This is a genomic window from Deltaproteobacteria bacterium, assembly GCA_029860075.1.
Classification (GTDB): domain Bacteria; phylum Desulfobacterota; class JADFVX01; order JADFVX01; family JADFVX01; genus JAOUBX01.
In genome coordinates this window covers 1-18,325 of sequence record JAOUBX010000014.1, presented here as the reverse complement: position 1 = coordinate 18,325, position 18,325 = coordinate 1, and the positions used below count along the sequence as shown (strand labels likewise).

Here is an 18,325-nt window from a genome sequence, read left to right as displayed (position 1 = left end):
TTTTTCTTATGAGAAATTATAATAACAAAAAAAAGTATTTCTTTTTGACAGTTATTTTGTTTCAATTTGTTTCTATGCTTTTCTCTCCCTCTCTTTTTGCCGGCGAAAAACCGGTAATCGTTGTTTTTAAAGATAAGCCCGGATTAAAGGAAACCGGTAAAATCAAAAATCATAACGGCAAGATCAAGCGCATTCATTCCTTTGTAAAGGCTGTTTCTGCAACCTTGCCGGAAGCAGAGATCTCAAAACTTAAAGATGATCCCCTTATTGCCTATATACAAGAAGATGTCCTGCTTTCACTGGTTTCTCCCCTGTCGGGAGATGAGCTTGGGAATTCATGGGGGGCAGAGCATATAGGCGCATTTGCAGTTCATGATAACGGTGTCAGGGGCAAAGGGGTTAAAATTGCGGTCCTCGATTCAGGGATAGATTATATGCATGCAGAATTGGCCGGTAATTATAAGGGAGGTTATGATTTCGTCTTTGATGATAATGACCCTTATGATGATGGTTATAACAGTCACGGGACCCATGTGTCGGGGATCATTGCTGCTGCCGCTAACGGTACAGGCATTGTTGGTGTCGCTCCCGAGACATCGCTTTATGCCGTAAAGGTACTTGATGGCGCTGGTTTTGCGTCGCTTAGTAATATTCTGGCAGGAATTGAATGGGCCATAATGAATGGAATGGATATTATTAGCATGAGCTTCGGCACTACTTTTCAGGTTCAATTGCTTGAAGAGGCCTGTAACAGCGCCTATGAAAAGGGTGTGCTTCTCGTTGCTGCAGCAGGTAATAACAGGGGTGGGGCCGTTAGTTATCCCGCTAGTTATGCCTCTGTGGTGGCTGTTTCGGCCATTGATATTGATCATAATATTTCCAGTTGGTCTGCTATCGGTCCCGAAGTGGAACTGGTTGCACCGGGCATAAATATCCTGTCAACAATGACAGCTGAAAAAGGGAATTATGGTTATCTTCATGGCTCTTCTCAAGCGGCCCCTTATGTGACAGGCGCCGCTGCTTTACTTATTTCTTCCGGAACCCTGGAAGATATGAATGGAGACGGATTAAAAGACAACAGGGATGTGAGGTTAGCATTGATTGCCCATGCCATGGACCTGGGTGGGCCCGGTTTTGATGAACTCTATGGAAACGGTATGGTTCGGGTTTCGGGGTATGGCGCTATTGAAAAGATCTCCCTTGTTACAGAAAGAGAAAAAAAGATGGTCATAAACGGCCGCGAAATTAACCTGGACTCAGGAACCTATCGCATTAATATTAAAAATAATGATTTATTGTTCCTTAGAGTTGCCTTGACGGAGAAGATGTATGGTGAAATAGTGGAAAAAAAATTACATCTTTTTAACTTTATTAAGGATGGTGACGACTTGAGTTTGTCTGTGGACTTATCCAATAAAGAGGGTCACATGGTATTCTATCCTCATGGCAGAGCGGGAACATCTGCAGAGATAACGGTGTATAGGGATTAAAAATGAAAACTAAAGAAAACCTGCTCTTTAAAGGAAGAAGTCGAAATCTTGCTTCATTTATCTTTCTTGCTGTGGTCTTGCTATTTATCTTGCCAACGCCGGTTCTCTCCAAAGAGAGCGGAAAATCAGGCAATTTGAAAGAGACCGGGATTATTATTGCCACTATTAATGGGGAACCGATCTATAAAGAACAGATGGTTCCTCTTGTCGATCAGCAACTTAAGATATATGAAAAAAAGGGGAGTAAACGATCTTATCCAGGTCTCATTGAAAAAATTTATGAGAGAGAGCTTGAAAAAATAATCGGTCATCAATTACTGGTTCAGGCCAGCAGGAGTTTAAAGGTTAAAGACCTGGAAAAAAAAGTTAATTCTGAAATGGAAATGCTCAAAAAAAGATACCCATCTGAGGAATTGTTTAATGTTTATATTATGAACAGATACAAAACAGATGAAAAATTGAGGAAATTTCTTGCTCAGGACCTTACCCTGAAAAAATATCTGAATAAAAAGGGTTTGATCAACCCGGAGGTGCCGGAGAAAGATATCCGGGATTTATATGAAAGAAAAAAGCCGAGCTTTATCACCGAAAAATCAGTTAAGGTGAGTCACATAATAATTCGCACAGAAAAAGATGCCACTCCCGAAGATCTGGAAAAAGCTAAAGCAAAGGCGGAGATGGTTTTTGAAAAGCTAAAAAAGGGAGGTAACTTCGAGGAGTTGGCTGTCAAGCATTCGGAAGATGATTTTGCCGCTAAGGGGGGCGATCTTGGGTTTATAGTAAAAGGTTACCTGCCTCTTGAGGCCGAGGAGTTTGCTTTTTCAATGGAACCCGGTAAAGTCAGTGATATTATAAAAACTTCTGTTGGCTATCAGATAGTCAAGGTTGTTGAAAAAAAAGCAGAGGAGCAGTTGTCTTTTGAAAAAGTCCGAAATTTTTTGGTTAAATATCTTCAACCGAAAATCTCAAAAGAAAAGATTGCCTCACATATAAGCGAATTAAGAGAAAAGGCAAAAATTGAGTTTCATCGTGAGAATTTTAAGCTCTAGCAAGATATCTTATGGTCTAGTTTTTGGGTTTCCGCTCCTGATAGCGTAGAGCGGTGCTTCAATTGATTGATTATGACAAACCGGGCATTTGCCCGGTTTTTTTATCTTTTCCCTTTTATCGAAAATAAAATTGCATTTCCTGCATCTGGCGGGGGTGACAATGAATGCTTTGCCTGCCGATTTACGTATATGTTCGAGATGTTCATAAACCTCTTTTTCCCTTATTCCCACTTCTGCCGATATATCTTTTCCAGAGTATTCATCATGCTCCAATAGAGCAATCATGCTCTGTCTTATTGTTTTGCTTCTCTGTGCGGAAATATATGGTTCTTTAGGCCTTTTTTTCACTCGTCCTCAGGTCTTCTTTTTTATTCAATAATCGGTTCAAGGTAATAAATGGATATGGAAAGAGACCATTTTTCTTTGTCGGCATAAGATTCAGTCTGCTTGATATGATGAATTGAAATGCCATGGTTCTCATCAAGCCATTCATCTATTTTTGCTTCAACGTTTATAGGTTCATGAAAGTGGAAAAACTTAATTTTCACAGGATCACCTCCTTTTCAACAGCAGTCATCCTTATCTAATAAATAACGTTAACATAAAATTTAAAGATTGCAAGGGAACATAATTCGGGTAATTGACTTGACATATCTACTTTAAATTAGGCAAAATGTTAGATCAGCAATATATGTCGCATGACATAGCAATATGTGTCGTGTGGGTTGCAGTAAATAGAAATTAATTTTGCCCGATTCCTTTTTTCCACTTGTTGAGGTAATCCAGTATGAAACGATCTTTCATTCTTTTTATAATAATTTTCTTTCTGCTGACTGCATTATCTTCAGTTGCTTCAGTCGCTTCAGTGGCAAGTACCATGCCTGCCAGCATCGAAATTATTGATTCCCATAAAAAAGTTGAACCGATTCACTATGCAGGTTCAATGGAGGAGATGCTTCTTTTTTTTGACGAAAGGGAACTCATTATAACGGCGACAAAACAGCCTCAAAACGTTGCTGATGCACCGGCAATTGCCACTATCATAACGGCAGAGGATATCCGTCGTATGGGTGCGAGGGATATTATGGATGTACTTAACCGGGTGCCCGGTATGCATGTTTTCAGGGGATATTACGGCAAGGAAAATATTGAAGTGAGAGGTATTGTGACGATTAATTCGGAAAAGGTCAAAATAATGATCGATGGCCACTCACTTAATAATCTTTTACTTGGTGGGACCACCTATGCCTTTGATAGCCTCAGTGTAGACAATGTAAAAAGAATAGAGGTCGTTCGAGGTCCCGGTTCTGCTCTTTATGGAAGCAATGCCTTTTCAGCGGTTATTAATATTATCACCAAAGATGGTAAAGACATGGATGGTGTTATTTTTACAGCGGCCGGTGGCAGTTATGATACAGGGAAAGTTAACCTCCAGGCTGGTAAGAAGTGGGATGAGCTTGATATAGCATCGTCGGTTGATTATTACTCTACCTATGGCGCCCGCTTGAACGTGGATAGTGATATCCTTGGAAACTCAGGGAAGACGAGAGATGGAGAGCGTAAACTTGAAGCCGCATTTAAGGCAAAGTATAAAGGTATTAGTTTTAACTCGAAATACGTCACTAAAAGAGAGGAAAGTTATATTGGTGTTGGAAATGCCCTGAATGATGAAACGGAGGAAAGGATAGATCAATTCTTTGGGGAACTGGTTTATGGTCAGGATTTCTCGCTTGGAAAAATCACTTCCAGGCTCTACTGGGATGAATTTCATTTTAAGGTGATATGGGAAATTTACCCTGAAGGGGCAAATGTTCCCAACCTTGGTATCTTTCCCTACGGTATGATTGGCGTTCCCAGTTTAAAATCAAGGACAAAAGGCGCAGAACTGCAATTTGACTTTGACCTGACCGATTCAAATATACTGACCCTTGGAGGACTTTGGGAAAATTACGAGGCTTATGACCTTGAACATCATGCCAACTATAATCCGGCTGCATGGACATATTATACCGATGGTAACGTAAGAGATGTAGGGGATATTCGCCAGTGGAACCAGGAGAAAAAGAGGTATATAGGCGCTGCTTATTTACAGGATGTATGGGATATTACTGCTCATGTAAATGTGACAGCAGGCATCAGGTATGATGACTATTCTGATGTTGGCAGCACAAGTAATCCCAGGGCTGCATTTGTCTGGAGATTAACCGAAAAGTGGCACTTGAAACTGCTTTATGGGTCGGCTTTCAGGGCGCCGAGTTTTGAAGAGTTGCATAATATCAATAATCCTGTTGTTTTGGGGAATTCAAATCTTGCCCCGGAAAAGATGACTACCTATGAAGTGAGTTTTGTTCGTGTTTCAAAGGAGACTTCCACTGCAACACTGACATACTTCCATAACAGATTCAGGGACAGAATCCAGCTTGTACCCCAGTCCATTCCAAGCCAGTTCGCATTTGAAAATAGGGGTGGAGCCACAATACAGGGTATCGAATTTGAGTATAAGAGAGATCTTTCAAAAGGCTTTTCCGCCTATCTTAACTACACCCATCAAGATTCAGAGGATAACGAAAGCAAGAGAAACATTGCCAATATCGCTTACAATAAGGGAAATATCGGTTTCAATGCTAAAGCAGGCAATTACATAGACGTAAATACAAATATTTTCGTAAGCGGCAAGCGCTCGCGGCATGTGCGTGACGGGCGTTCAGAGCTTCCCGAATATGCCCTGGTAGACCTGGCAGTCATTGGAAAAAATTTCATCGAGAACTTTGAACTTAGACTGTCTGTTCACAATCTTCTTGGTAAAAAATATGAAGATCCGGCGCCAATCTATTATGATGATATTGCTGGTGAATGGAAACCGACAATTCGCGATGATTATCCAAGAGAAGGAATGAGCGCCCTAATTGAAGGAAGGTATAAGTTTTAATCAATCACTCTAACAGCGCTGTTAGCCCCCCTTAATTATCTTACACTGGAAAATAAGCGGCAAAAGCAAAAATACCCCACCAGGATATTAGCCCCACGACTGCTGACCGTAAGATAACTCCCCGTGAAAGCAACTCCAGTCCGAAACCGCAGAGGATTGCATAGCAGGGGATGAGCCCCAGTGTATAAGATGCCTTGGCAGTGCTATAGATGGGGAGTTGAATGTAGAGATAGATAATTGCTCCAAAGTACAGTATTAGTAAGAGAGTAGAGATCAAGAGTATGAATTGATCTTCTCGCTCACGTTTTTTCATAATAGAAAAGAAACCTGTAAGCATAGCAATTGTGGGCAGAAGGGAGAGCCATGACAGGGTAAGGACAAATGAATAATTCCAGGGTGGTTTTCCGCGGTAGTCTGCCACAGAACCGAGGAAACCGTCCAGCCAAAGGGTAGAATAAATTGCATCCCACAGACCTGATGTTCCTGAAAAAACAGGATAAGCCAGCGCTGTGCCGAAAGTTGTCAAATCACTGATAATTCTGTATCCCGGGTCTTGCCACCAACTGATTCCCCTTGCAGGGTCCCAGCCGCCGATGAATGGCTTGCCAAGCAAAACCATGTTTCTCACATAGTACCATCCGGCAATAATAAATAGAGGCATTATGATGTTCAATGCAGTCCAAAGGGATTTTTTAAGATTCCCTCTCCCTTTTTGAATGTTTAACCCTAAAAATACGAGCAAAACAGGTACCGGTAAAAGTAGGGCTGAAACTTTTGTCAGTATAGCAAGGCCGAGGAAGAGGCCCGTAAGCAACTGATGTTTTGGCGATTGGGCCTTCCATGGATTTCGAATGGATTGAAGAATCAGTAAAATGACAAGGGAAGAAAAAAGTGCGGCCATGGGTTCGTTGCCTATATATTGCGACATATAGAGATTCATCGGCATGAGGGAGCCCACAATTAGACCTGTTGCCTGGACGTATTTCTTTTTGGGAAAGGTAATCTTCATCGTGCGGTAAACAACTTCTACCTGTATGAGCCCGCACAGGAGAGGAATGACTTTTAATAATTGGTAGCTTGTTGCTTCACTGAAAAAAGAGAGGCAAATTTTGAGAAAAAGGGAACTGATTATGTAATAGAGAGGTGACTGAAACATTTGCCATCCTTCTGAAGCCAGTGGGATGGACCACTTTGAAGCAACATAATTAATATAGTCAATGTGCGCAGGGTAGTCAAAACCGGCAAGAGGGTATTTGATAAGGCTGCTTATGGATAAAGTGATCCAGGCAATAATTAAAAGCCATCTCAGCTTTGAAAGGGAAAGGGCCTTTTCAAAGTAAGAAAACCCGGGCAGTTGACGATAATAGTATGCCACTGAAAATATAAATGAGGTAATAAATATGACGAGTCCATAAGGGAGCGTTTCCCAAAACGCGTTTTTTACCGGAGAAAATTGTTTTGAAATAGAGGCGGACCGGTTTTCCTCAATGAGGACAGCAGGCTGCCATGAATTGTCAGGTCGCATCGTTTCCCAGCTTCTATCGGTAAAGAGCTTAAAATTTTCCGAATAGGCCAGCAGGAGCGGCGGACCGTCCTGGTTTGATATAAAGGCATGAAGGGTATGTTTCCCGGAAGTTATTTTTTCTATTTTAAGGCTTTGTGTTTTTCTCCAGTTACTATAATTGATCGGTGTTTCATAAATTAACTGCCCGTCGAGAAAGAGCCGGGCAGACTTTAATGCCCTCAGTTTGAGCTTGATATGACTTATCTCTTTGTTAAGCGTGAAATTTTTCCTGAAAATGACGAGTTGTTCTTCATGTCTGTGGCTTCCCAGCCAGTAAGGACGGTCATACTTTATCCAGTGCGCTCCCTTTTCAGGTGAAAGAAATATGACTTTTTTATGGTGATTTATTTGAAGATAAATAGCTCCTGCTGCGATAAAAAGAAGTAAAGGAAAGATAAAGTAAGTTATTTTTGAAGTTGTTTTCATTTTATCATGGCAATTATCGGGAGGGAGAAATTTAAGGAGGAATTATGTCTCTCCTTATTGTTAAGTTTGGTCATCAGCTTTACCTGCTACTTCAGGATTTATCTTCCCGTCTGTTTTTAAGGTCACAAAAAAGCAGTGTTGCCCCTGTCACACAGACAGGTATGGCCGCCAGGTTAAGCACAGGAACCATGAGGGCAAGTGCGGCGCCTGCGCCAAAGGTAATGAGTGTCAGACCGTTGCGTATGTTAAATTTCAGCTTTTTCCTGAAGGGAAACTTGTTACGCTCAAGAGAATAGTCAAAATATTCCCAACCGATGAAGTACATAGTGAAAAGGGTGATCGCTACGCCGTAAATTGCCGTCCCTATGGGAGGAAAGAGGTTGAGGGCAAGCAGCAGGGCCAGGCCGGACAGATAGATGGCTATGCGACCCAGTTCCGCTTTGACGGACCGTGCCATATCCTTGAATATCCCTTTCAGGCGAAATGGCTCATGGGCAGTGCCACCCGAGTAAAGGGTGTCCACCTTTTCCGAAAGAAGATCATTAAAGGGTGAGAGAATGAGGCTCCCTGCGATAGTAAAAGTATAAACGACAAGTACCAGAATCAGCAGGGCTGCAACGATCATGGCAAGATAAAAAAGTATAGCCCAGTACCATTCTTCACCCCTGTAGATTAATGATTCAATCCAACGGTGAATTCTTGTTGATGTATACCAGAGAAAGAGAGAATATAGCAGTGTGTTGATGACTGCCGGGATGGCCACATAAGAAAGTAGTCCGGGATTACGGATAATGAACATGAACCCTTTATAAGGGTAGAAGAATCCCTGTAATATGCCTGGTGTTGATCGTGGTTTGTCCATATTATTCCTAATTAATAAAGTATACAAGATCCCAATTACTGGGTCAGTTCAAAATAAGATTTCATCTCTATAGAGATCATACTTTTCTTTGGTGGCATTTATGCCCCTTGAGGGTAAAGAAAAGTATGCAAAAGAAAGCCACCCTAAAATTTGGCCGACCGCTTCCCTCGCTTATGCTATTGCCTGCAGCGGCTACAAAAACTCGCTACGCTCAGACAGTTTGTAGCCTTTATTCCGCCGGCAATAGCAACACTCGGCTTTGTTTAATGGGAAAAAATATTAGTTCATCCTTTCAGGATAAAGATATTCTGTCTCTTTATCAGAGACTATTTACCTTACCGGTTTAACCCTTTTGGGATCTGCAAAATATTCCTTCGTCGTTCTCAGTATTACCCCACTTAGTAGAATAAGGCCGATCAGATTCGGCCAGGCCATTAGCGCATTGAAAATATCCGATATGGTCCAAACTGTACTTAGCTCTATGGTCGCTCCGACAGGGAGAAGCATGCAATAGATGATGCGGTAAGGCATAATTACCTTTGGGCCAAAAAGATATTCAACTGACCTGTCGCCATAATAGGACCAGCTGATAGCAGTTGAAAAAGCGAAGATAATAAGACCGATAGCTACGATATTACCACCTTTAATAGGAAGGCCTATATTAAAGGCCCTAGTTGTTAACTCAGCGCCTGTCAAGCCTGATGTGTAAGCACCGGAGAGAACAATGATTAATCCTGTCATAGTACAAATTACAATTGTGTCGATAAAGGGGCCCAGCATGGCAACAAGCCCTTCACGGACAGGCTCCTTTGTCTGGGCAGCACCGTGGGCAATGGGAGCGCTACCAAGACCTGCCTCATTAGAGAACAGTCCCCTTGCTACACCCATTTGAATTGTTTGAGCAATAACAGCACCTGTGAAGCCACCTGCGGCTGCCGCTCCATTAAAAGCATCATGAAAAATAGTGGCAAATGCAGCGGGTACTGCTCCAATATTTGTAATGATAATTATCAAGGCTCCCAGTATGTAAAAGGCCGCCATAAAGGGTACTAACTTGGCAGCCACTTGGCCAATCCGCTTGATACCTCCGATAATGACGGCAAAAACGAGAAAACCGATAACAAGTCCTGTGATAATTTTGGGGATGCCAAAGAGAGCTTGTACTGGTTCGGCTACTGAGTTAGCCTGAGCCATATTGCCGATGCCAAACGAAGCGATGGATGCAAAAAGCGCAAAGAGGAACCCCAGCCATTTATGACCCAAGCCTTTTTCAAGGTAGTACATGGGGCCGGCACTGATTGAGCCGTCTTCATGAATAACCCTATATTTTAGGGAAAGAAGGCACTCACCGTATTTAAGGGCCATACCGAAAAAGGCTGTTATCCACATCCAGAAGAGTGCTCCGGGCCCGCCGACAGCAATTGCTATACCCACACCGGCAATATTTCCTGTCCCGATAGTAGCCGACAGTGCAGCACTTAGTGCCTGAAAGTGCGTAATCTCACCGGCATCATCGGGATTGTCATACTTACCTGAAATAAGGCGCCAGGCGTAGGGAAACTTCCTTATCTGGATGGCGCTTACCAGTATGGTCATGAAAACGCCTGTTCCGAGAAGCATGATGATGGTGACAGGGCCCCAGAGGAAACCGTCTATGGTATCAAGTATTTCTTTCATAGATTGTTAAGGAGTTATTACAAAGTTTATTTTTATATAGACAGTTTTATATATTACATATCTGATGCTGATAAACCCCTCCTAACCTCCCCTTGTAAAGGGGAGGAATCATTATCCCCTCCTTGCCAAGGAGGGGACGAAGGGGAGGTTAATAACATCAAGTTCCAGCAGGTTTCAATTCCTAATACCTGAAATGCTTAATCTGCTCTCCTTTTTCTCCGATCTCCATCATCGATTCGATACCGATGTGGAGATGCAGATCGGCCCATTTTCTTGTCACTTCTTCATCCATTTCCTCTGTCTTTACACCCTCCGGCGACAGGGGAACATCGGAAACGAGGAGCAGAGCGCCACGAGCTATTTCGTTATAATGGCCTACAATGAAGAAAGTGGCCGTCTCCATATCGATAGCCAGGCAGGTGAGCTGTTTAAGCCTCTCCCTGAAACGCTCGTCATGCTCCCAAACACGCCTGTTTGTCGTATAGACAACGCCTGTCCGGTAATCATGACCATGTTCGACTATCTTTTCGGATATGAATTTATGCATCTTAAAGGAAGGCATTGCCGGGACTGTAGGGGGGTAGTAATCGTCGCTCGTTCCATCGCCCCTTATGGCGGCATTGGGAAGAACAAAATGGCCGATCTCCGTAGATGCTTTGAGACCGCCGCACTTGCCTAGAAATAAAACTGCCCTGGGGTGCCTGGCGCTCAAAAGGTCCATAATGGTTGCCGTATTAGATGACCCGATACCGAAGTTAATCATCGTCAGACCTGACGCATTGGTGGCTGCTTGCATGGGTCTGTCTTCACCGTAAATATTACAGTTGAATTCATCGGCAAATTTGGTCATATAATTATGAAAGTTGGTGAGCAGCACATAATCACCGAACTCATCAAGGGGCATGCCCGTATACCGTGGCAGCCAGTTTTTCGCAATGGACAATTTGTCTAACATAGGGGCGCCTCTTTTTTAGAAGTCATCATTGATCACCGCGCAAGCGCTGAGGATGCAAAAAAAATCAGGGAAACGGTGACTATACCGGGAAAGCTCATAAGCTCTGCCGCCATTGCATAAGTCGGGCATAAAGCCTTTGCCGTGACAACAATCTTCATCCTGTTTATTCCTCGGTGTTGCAATTATTGAATAGATGCTCTATTTTGTCAAGGTGAGAAGTCAGGGTGTAAATGTGTAAATCAATAAAGAATTTATTCTCCCTTCATGGGGAGCCTGGCAGGCCCTTGTGGCGTAAAGGATTTAAAAGAAAGGTGGATGTAAAGAGGTCAATATTTTATTCCAGATAATCATTGATCAATTAAACCTTTTTGGCCCTCCTCTAACTCTTTATGCTATTGGCAAGGAGGGGCGCTTAAGTTCTTCCGGCGCCTGATATGCAGGTCTCGCCGGATATATAGAAACGTATAGAATGAAGAGGACTGTCTTTTGCGAAACATAAAACTTATCCTGGAATATGACGGTACCGCCTATCACGGCTGGCAGGTACAGAAGAATGCCCGATCCATACAGTCAATTGTCGAAAAGGCGCTTTTTACCCTGTTAAGGGAAAAGGTAAAGGCTATTGCATCAGGCAGGACAGATGCCGGTGTCCATGCCATGAACCAGCCTGTCAGTTTCAAGACGGGCAGCGCCATGGAAACAAGACGCTTGCTGAGGGGATTGAATGGCATCCTGCCTAAGGATATTGTCGTAAAATCGGTGGAAGAGATTTCATCTGATTTTGATGCGCGAAGAAGTTCAAAGAAAAAGACCTACCGCTATGTGATCCTCAATCGTGAAGCGCCCTCGGCGCTCGACAGGGAGAGATGTTGGCATATAAGGCCGTCGCTCGATCTTGAAGTCATGGAAAAAGGGGCGAAGATGTTGCTTGGTAAACATGATTTTTCCTCCTTCAGGGCCTCCGGATGTGGGGCGGAGCATGCCGTCAGGCGGGTGCTGAATGTTGCCTTTGAGGAAAAAGGGGAGGGTTGCATTCATTTCGAGATTACGGCCTATGCCTTTCTCAAGCAGATGGTTCGTAATATTGTGGGCACACTCGTTGCTCTCGGTCTCGGCAAGATGACCATTGAAGAGTTCAGCCGATTACTGGAGGCAAAAGACAGGACAAAGGCGGGAGCGACTGCGCCACCGCAGGGGCTCTTTTTGATTAAGGTTGAATATTGAAATAATACTTCTATAGAGATACAGAGCGTCTCATTTATCGTAAAAAAAAGCTGTTGATCAATTGACTGTTAAAAGATAATGAGCGTTATTTTTTCCCATGTCTATGGGAAGGCCTTCACATAGATTTTCCGACAACACTGCAACAAAGAAGCTTATTCCAATAGCTACAGGCCTGTTGACCTTCAAATCATGCACTTTGCTTCTTAAAATTCTTTTTAAAATAATATAGCTTTGCTGACATGGCAGATAAAATTATTAATAAAGACAAGAAAAGCATTGCAGGCATTTTAAGAGAGAGCCAGGCAAAACCGATTAAAGGCATAAGCATAATTCTGACAAGCGACTTTAGCCATTCTCTTTCGGAAATAAAATCCGCCATATCGGGACTTATGCGGTAATATAAATTGACAAAACGGCGGCCGGGAACATTCGTAAGCAGGAACTGATCTCTAAATTCTCTTAGCAGCATAACATGAGGCTCATCATAATAACCGTAGGCGGCAGTAGCTATAAAACAGCTGCCCCCGCTGCCTTCCCCCCCCCCGGTGCTCCAGTTGCTGTCAGTGCCGCTTATACCTATACCGGTGACTCCACCACTGCTTCCACCACCTCCACTTATGACACCATCATTATTTGTAAATTCATCCAGAGGGAGTGGAGGAGGACCGGGGCAATCTTCGCAAGCGTGGTAAGCATAAGGTACTCCATCAGGGTAATCAGAGTACCAGAGGTAAGAATCTTCCAATGGAGTGATTCCTGTTGGGGATAATACTGTGGCTACAAGATAGATATCGCCATAGTTTCCATAATTCTTAATCGTAGCATAACCATTTTGCTGGTCAGGGTCGAGAGGTATTTTAACGGTCGAATAACCTGTCATAGTGCTTAGAACAATATTTGCACCCCATTCAATATCTCTCCTCCTGTAGTATTGGTCACCGTCAAAAGTGATGGTCAAATCAGTTCCTGATGCAGGAAGAAAGTGGATATAGTTCGTTCCAAGGTAGTCAGGGCTTTTACCAATAAAGTCCATGCTGTTACGAGAAGCAGGGTAGAAGGAATGACTGCTATGCGTAATCATCTTGCCATAACCGTTCCCTTCACTGTAATTCATGAATATATTCTTAGCGGCAAATTTTTGGAACTCCTCCTTTAGCGATGTAGAGTTAGCCATGAAAAAAGAATTAATGGCACTAAGAGCATTGGGTCCCCCGGTTTGGCAATTATCCCAGATTGATTTTATCGCCTGCACTCCACCCCAGCTTTCGGAAAGATATTTCCCCCAAATGGCGCTCCCGTATTCATGGCTCCCGTTGAAAAGTTGTAAAGAAACATTGGGATGCTTTGTCCATCCATCGTCCCTGTTAATAAAATGAAAATAGTCATTAACTTCATCAAAAACCTCATCTTCTATCCAGGTGGCTGTCGCCTCCATCCACCAGGAATCTTCCCGGTCGTCAATAGCAAACTGTACAATATGGAAATATTCATGGGCCGCCGTTACTTTCATTGCTCCTATTGCCCGATTCTCAGGGTCATCATTGGGATATACCCAACTATATTCATGATTAACAACCATATAAGGAACATGTATATTACCGTAGTAGGTAACGTAACCGTAAATGTAAGGATAGATAGGCGCCTGGCTATAGTTTGCGTTTATATGATCTGTGGCCCCAATATAAACATCCAACAGGTTATCAGGTAAAGGGTCCTTATAGCCCTGGCCGGTAATGATATTTGTCCATGAGTCTTCCAGGTATTGGGCCAAATTTGCCACATAGTCAGGGTTTACTTTTATAGCGCTGCCCCACTGTATTTTAAAATTGTCGGTTACCGTATAATTATCAAATCCAAAACCTCCGGTTGTGGCGATTTTGGAGGCGCCGTTCCTGCCATAGTAAGCGCTTTCCTGCGGAAAATAGCTTGTCCCTTTTGATTTGAAGAGATAAGGTCTCAGTGTTTCTTTTGTTTGAGGTAAGAAAGAGTTAAAATCTCTTTTTAAATTCCTGATAATGAGGGTGGCATTTTTTACAGGGGTGGCAGGGCCTTCCCCGAGAAACCTGGCGGGCAGCCTGCTCCGGTCAAAGAGGAAAAAGGTTTTGTACATGGCGGCATCATCCCGGGAAATTTCCTTTCCGGCAAGAGATGCCTCGATTTTAGTCATGATGCTTTTAGATGGTTCGGAAAAGCTGCTCGCAGGGAACATGACAATTATTATAAAAAAAGACAAGCTAATTGATTTAATAGCGTTCATTTTTTCCTCTCTTTATATTCCTGAGACCGATAGCATTGTTTTAATGCTCTTGTCTTTGCGGATAATGTGTTGCATGTTTTGAAAGTTTGAAGTTTTATCCAAAAGTAAACCACCCTTATAACACTTATAATAATTTTTAAGTGTATCAACTTAAAATAAAGTAATCAGGCTATATGTGTCAATGAAAATAAATTAAAAAATAAACGGGAGATAATACTTTTTAACTGGAAGGGCCCTTTTTGATTAAAGTTGAATATGAGCTTTCAGTCTGTGAATCTCTTCTTGTATATTTCTTACTCAAATTCATTCTATGCTTACTGAAGTGGAAGGGTGATGGTTACCGCTGTTCCCTTACCTACCTTACTTTCAACAATCACCTTGCCATTATGAAGGTCTACAAAATCTTTCAAAATGGTCATGCCAAGGCCTGTTCCTTCCCTTTTCGTAGTAAAGAAGGGGACAAAGATGTTGTCCAGGTCTTTTTTTTTAATGCCCACCCCTGTATCGGAAATAGTTATGATCAGGCTTCCTTCTGTTTCTTTAGTTGATAAGCTAAGGGTCCCCCCATCGGGCATGGACTGGATGGCATTGTTTAATGTGTTAATAATGATCTGATGTACTTTTACGTGGTCGGCTTTTAAAGGGCTGCATTTTTCCGGAAATTTTCTGACAACTTTAATGCCGGCAGAGGCCATCTTTTTATCGAGTTCAGTGAGAAGGCTGTTCATAACACTTAAATAATTAAATTCCTCCTTTTTCAACTCTTTTCTTTTGCTATACTCGAGAAGGTCTGTTGAAACTGAAACAAGTTTTTCCAGCCCATTACCCATAAAGAGGAGCGCTTCCCTGTCTTTTCCTTTTATGGACTCAGAATTTTTAAGCAGATCGTAACTGAGGCACAGATTATTCAGCGGACTTTTGATCTCGTGCGCTACATATGCGGACATCTCACCAATTGTTGCTAATTTTCTCTTCTGTTTTATTTCCTCTTCCGCCTGCTTTTGCTCCGTAATATCATTAATAAGAACAAAAAATCCCTTAACCTTTCCTTGCTCTGATATATCCGGAATATAGCTGCCACTCAGATAATGTTCACTGCCGTCATTGAAGCGGGCGGGACTTTCAAAGCTGATAATTTTTCCCGATAATACGGTGTCGAATTTAGGTTTCTGTTGTTTGTAAGTTGCTTCTCCGAGTATTTCCCTGGCATGCATTTCGTAAAGTTCTTCCGGTGATTTGCCAAACCACTTCTCATAGCTCTTGTTATTGAAACGGTAACGCAGGTCTGAATCGATATAAGCAATAAATGCCGGCAGGTTATCAGTGATGGTGCGAAGGTCCTCTTCACTTTTTCTTAAGGCTTCAGTCGTTTCTTCAATTTTGCATGTTCGTTCTTTTACCCGTTCTTCAAGCTGATCACGGTGTATTTGCAGCTCTTTATAGACCTTTTCCAGTTCTGTCTTCTGCCGCATTTTTTCGATTATAATGGCAGTAGAATTTGCAATATTTTTAAAAAAAGGTTCATAAAATTCGTACTTCTTTTTATCTTCCACCTCCAAAATCAGATATCCATAAAAGCCGTCTATTGTTTCCATTGGGAAAACATGAATGTTGTTTTTGCTTGCCAGTTCACATTCAAAGTAACTTTTTGGATCGGCGCTATTTGCGCCTTTTTGACAACTCTTACAGCTTGTCTTACCCAAATTACCTATCGGTTTAGGAAATCCGGCACTGCACATTCCGCTTGAAATGACAGCTTCGATTCTTTTCATTGATTGCGCGACAAACTGGGCGATTTTTTCTTCCGATGGAAAGATATGCAATACATTAAACATGGAGATAAATTGCCCAAGGATTTTTATTTGATCCTCTTTAACAAATTTTTTATCCACTGCCATATTATTGATCATCTGCCGCTATACTCATTAAGAAAATCCTGAGGTTTCATGTAGTAGGGATTCTGCACTATCTGACCATGAACGATCATCATAGGATGAACGTTAAGGACATCGAGGATTGTGGCACCGTCAAACTTGTTTGCATCGTACTGGCATATAGCGGTAACGGGATGAGACTTGAGCACATCATTAACGAGCGCTTCATATTCCATGAGACGTTCAGAGCCTGGAATGTCTTTCAATGCCCATGACATTTCACCGCTCACACGGGCGCCGCCGTAGCCTTCATCGAGGGCCTGTTTATAATACTTCTTCAGATTGTCAAGCATTCGTTGCGGAATAAAAGTGCCTTCCGGGCAGTAGGTGTTTTCTGCATCCCTAATAGCGAACTGTTCCGAATTTCCCCCCTTTGGAAGAACTATATCCATGGCTATCAGCCAATCCCGCACTTCTGCAGGAGTCATCATGTCGGCAAAGTAGCCGACTTTTTCACCTGATAAAATGCCGCTCTCCAGGAATTTGCCGATAAGCTTTTTACGCTCTGACTCACTATTGTAAATTAAACACATATGAGTACCGGCAGGGAAGGCCTCCCTTGTAAAACCCATTGGGACTTTCTCATGACTATTGCACATAGTAATGATCCCCCTCTTTTTATATTTAAATGATCTGTTTAAGTCGGGACATTGCACGTCTGTGCTGTAAATAATAAGACAGGTTGTTTGATGCTCATCACTTGCCCCCTTCCGCTATGTTAAGTATATCATAAAGTGTTGTTGCAAGGACGGCAGGCTGCGGGGGCGGGCATGTTGTAAGGTGTGTATTGAAAGTTGATTATTGAATCCACTCTATGCAAATGTTGGGTAGAATAAAGAAAGTGTTTTTACTATTTAGCCATAGTTGAAATATAATGGGGAGTTTGATTGGGTGGCCATGTCCAGGTTTGTTTAAAATGATATTTAGATTATCACCCTTAAATTATTCTTTGAAAATCTCCATGAGGTAACTGATCAAAAAAATTAAAAGATCAAAAGCTGATTTTAGACGGGATTTACAGGATTAACAGGATAAAAAAAGATTCTAAAATCCGGTCAATCCTGTAAATCCCGTCAGAAAAAAGCTTTTAACAAAAAGGAAATTAAATAGACTCCGGATTCCGCTTAACTCCATTGGGGCTGTCGGCTGGTGGTATTCATCGATAAGCCTGTCCTGAGTAAGATCGAAGGATTCAGTGCGCAGGTTGTTTTTTAATAGTTCCTGACCCTTTACTTCAAGTGTTCTTCCGTATAAATCGTTAGCTCCACCATCCGCTCAAGCAGTTTATCCGGTGCTTCGCCGGGGAAATTGGCAAGCACCAGTTCCTTGGCAAAGAGACGGCAAATGTAGCGCAGCTTTCTTGCCCGTGTTTGGGATGCGTAGACGAAGTCCCGGTGGCCATTGTTGATAACGATGACGTTCTGCTTATCATCGTACTTTGAACGCCAGAGCTCTCCCGGTGCTCGCCGGAAAGTATAGCCGGGGAGTCCCTTCGTTCGATCACTCCTATCTTCCGATCTGGGCAGCAGTGAGTCGGTAACGGTAACCAGCGCTTCTGCCTGGGTGGAGATATCACCCTGGGAGACGGTCACTTTCAGTCGTGTCAGGCAGGGTTCTTCCGGGGCGGTAAAGATTGCCGTTTCTCCCATGCTTTCATCAAGGGAGCCGCCACCTTCCATAATTTCCCAGTGAAAAACGAGATCCCTGTCGACGGTCCTTTTGTTCCTGTCTCTTGCAATGGCCCTAAATTCTTTCGTCTTGCCTACGGAGACGACAGTCGATGAGGGGGATATGCGTACACTGAAGAGAGGTCCGGCAAATTCGAAAAACCGGCGCTGGCTCTCCTCCTCTGTAGCAATACCTTTAGCACCGCTCCCCTCATCTCCCTCTTCCAGGAAAGAGGACGGTTCCGATGGTGAAGGTTTTTTCCTGCCCTGGCCTTCCCTGTGAATATCGAA

At 42.8% G+C, this 18,325-nt stretch carries 15 protein-coding genes; 4 read left to right on the top strand and 11 right to left on the bottom strand.

The genetic code is table 11. The features are described 5' to 3' along the window. Positions 1-56 precede the first annotated feature (56 nt). On the top strand, positions 57-1,490 hold the full coding sequence (locus tag OEV42_06355) for a S8 family peptidase (protein MDH3973884.1): 1,434 nt from the start codon (positions 57-59) through the stop codon (positions 1,488-1,490). Positions 1,491-1,492: 2 nt separating this feature from the next. Further along, complete coding sequence (locus OEV42_06350) at positions 1,493-2,539, top strand: peptidylprolyl isomerase (protein ID MDH3973883.1); 1,047 nt, start codon at positions 1,493-1,495, stop codon at positions 2,537-2,539. Positions 2,540-2,548: 9 nt separating this feature from the next. On the opposite strand, the gene OEV42_06345 is transcribed toward OEV42_06350, so the two are convergent. Beyond that, on the bottom strand, positions 2,549-2,887 hold the full coding sequence (locus tag OEV42_06345; protein MDH3973882.1) for a transcriptional regulator: 339 nt from the start codon (positions 2,885-2,887) through the stop codon (positions 2,549-2,551). A gap of 20 nt (positions 2,888-2,907) precedes the next feature. Further along, a complete protein-coding gene (locus OEV42_06340; protein MDH3973881.1) occupies positions 2,908-3,087 on the bottom strand; it encodes a hypothetical protein in 180 nt (59 codons plus the stop codon). A 239-nt stretch (positions 3,088-3,326) separates the two neighbouring features. Here OEV42_06340 and OEV42_06335 point away from each other — a divergent pair, with 239 nt between their 5' ends. Continuing rightward, positions 3,327-5,468: a TonB-dependent receptor gene (locus OEV42_06335; protein MDH3973880.1), complete on the top strand. Its 2,142-nt coding sequence runs from the start codon at positions 3,327-3,329 to the stop codon at positions 5,466-5,468. 40 nt (positions 5,469-5,508) lie between these two features. Here the strand turns inward: OEV42_06335 and OEV42_06330 are convergent, their stop codons facing one another. From OEV42_06330 to OEV42_06310, 5 genes are all read right to left on the bottom strand, one after another. Then, positions 5,509-7,458 (bottom strand): glycosyltransferase family 39 protein, encoded by a 1,950-nt coding sequence (locus tag OEV42_06330; GenBank protein ID MDH3973879.1) that lies wholly within the window; start codon positions 7,456-7,458, stop codon positions 5,509-5,511. Positions 7,459-7,549: 91 nt separating this feature from the next. After that, the gene (gene cysZ / locus OEV42_06325) at positions 7,550-8,320 is read right to left on the bottom strand and encodes a sulfate transporter CysZ (GenBank protein ID MDH3973878.1); all 771 of its coding nucleotides are present in this window, start codon (positions 8,318-8,320) and stop codon (positions 7,550-7,552) included. Positions 8,321-8,650: 330 nt separating this feature from the next. After that, entirely contained in the window at positions 8,651-9,997 is a 1,347-nt protein-coding gene (locus OEV42_06320; GenBank protein ID MDH3973877.1) for a sodium:alanine symporter family protein, read from the bottom strand. 181 nt (positions 9,998-10,178) lie between these two features. After that, a complete protein-coding gene (locus OEV42_06315; GenBank protein MDH3973876.1) occupies positions 10,179-10,952 on the bottom strand; it encodes an AMP nucleosidase in 774 nt (257 codons plus the stop codon). Positions 10,953-10,984: 32 nt separating this feature from the next. Beyond that, positions 10,985-11,110, bottom strand: coding sequence for a hypothetical protein (locus OEV42_06310; protein MDH3973875.1), 126 nt, complete (start codon positions 11,108-11,110; stop codon positions 10,985-10,987). A 328-nt stretch (positions 11,111-11,438) separates the two neighbouring features. Here OEV42_06310 and truA point away from each other — a divergent pair, with 328 nt between their 5' ends. Continuing rightward, entirely contained in the window at positions 11,439-12,176 is a 738-nt protein-coding gene (gene truA, locus OEV42_06305; GenBank protein ID MDH3973874.1) for a tRNA pseudouridine(38-40) synthase TruA, read from the top strand. A gap of 187 nt (positions 12,177-12,363) precedes the next feature. Here truA and OEV42_06300 read toward each other — a convergent pair whose 3' ends face one another. The 4 genes from OEV42_06300 to OEV42_06285 form a co-directional block, all read right to left on the bottom strand. Further along, the gene (locus OEV42_06300; protein ID MDH3973873.1) at positions 12,364-14,433 is read right to left on the bottom strand and encodes a hypothetical protein; all 2,070 of its coding nucleotides are present in this window, start codon (positions 14,431-14,433) and stop codon (positions 12,364-12,366) included. 314 nt (positions 14,434-14,747) lie between these two features. Next, entirely contained in the window at positions 14,748-16,205 is a 1,458-nt protein-coding gene (locus tag OEV42_06295) for an ATP-binding protein (protein MDH3973872.1), read from the bottom strand. 134 nt (positions 16,206-16,339) lie between these two features. Next, positions 16,340-16,966, bottom strand: coding sequence for an MEDS domain-containing protein (locus OEV42_06290; GenBank protein MDH3973871.1), 627 nt, complete (start codon positions 16,964-16,966; stop codon positions 16,340-16,342). Between the two features lie 630 nt (positions 16,967-17,596). After that, on the bottom strand, positions 17,597-18,325 hold a 729-nt coding region (locus OEV42_06285; protein ID MDH3973870.1), incomplete at its 5' end, for a hypothetical protein.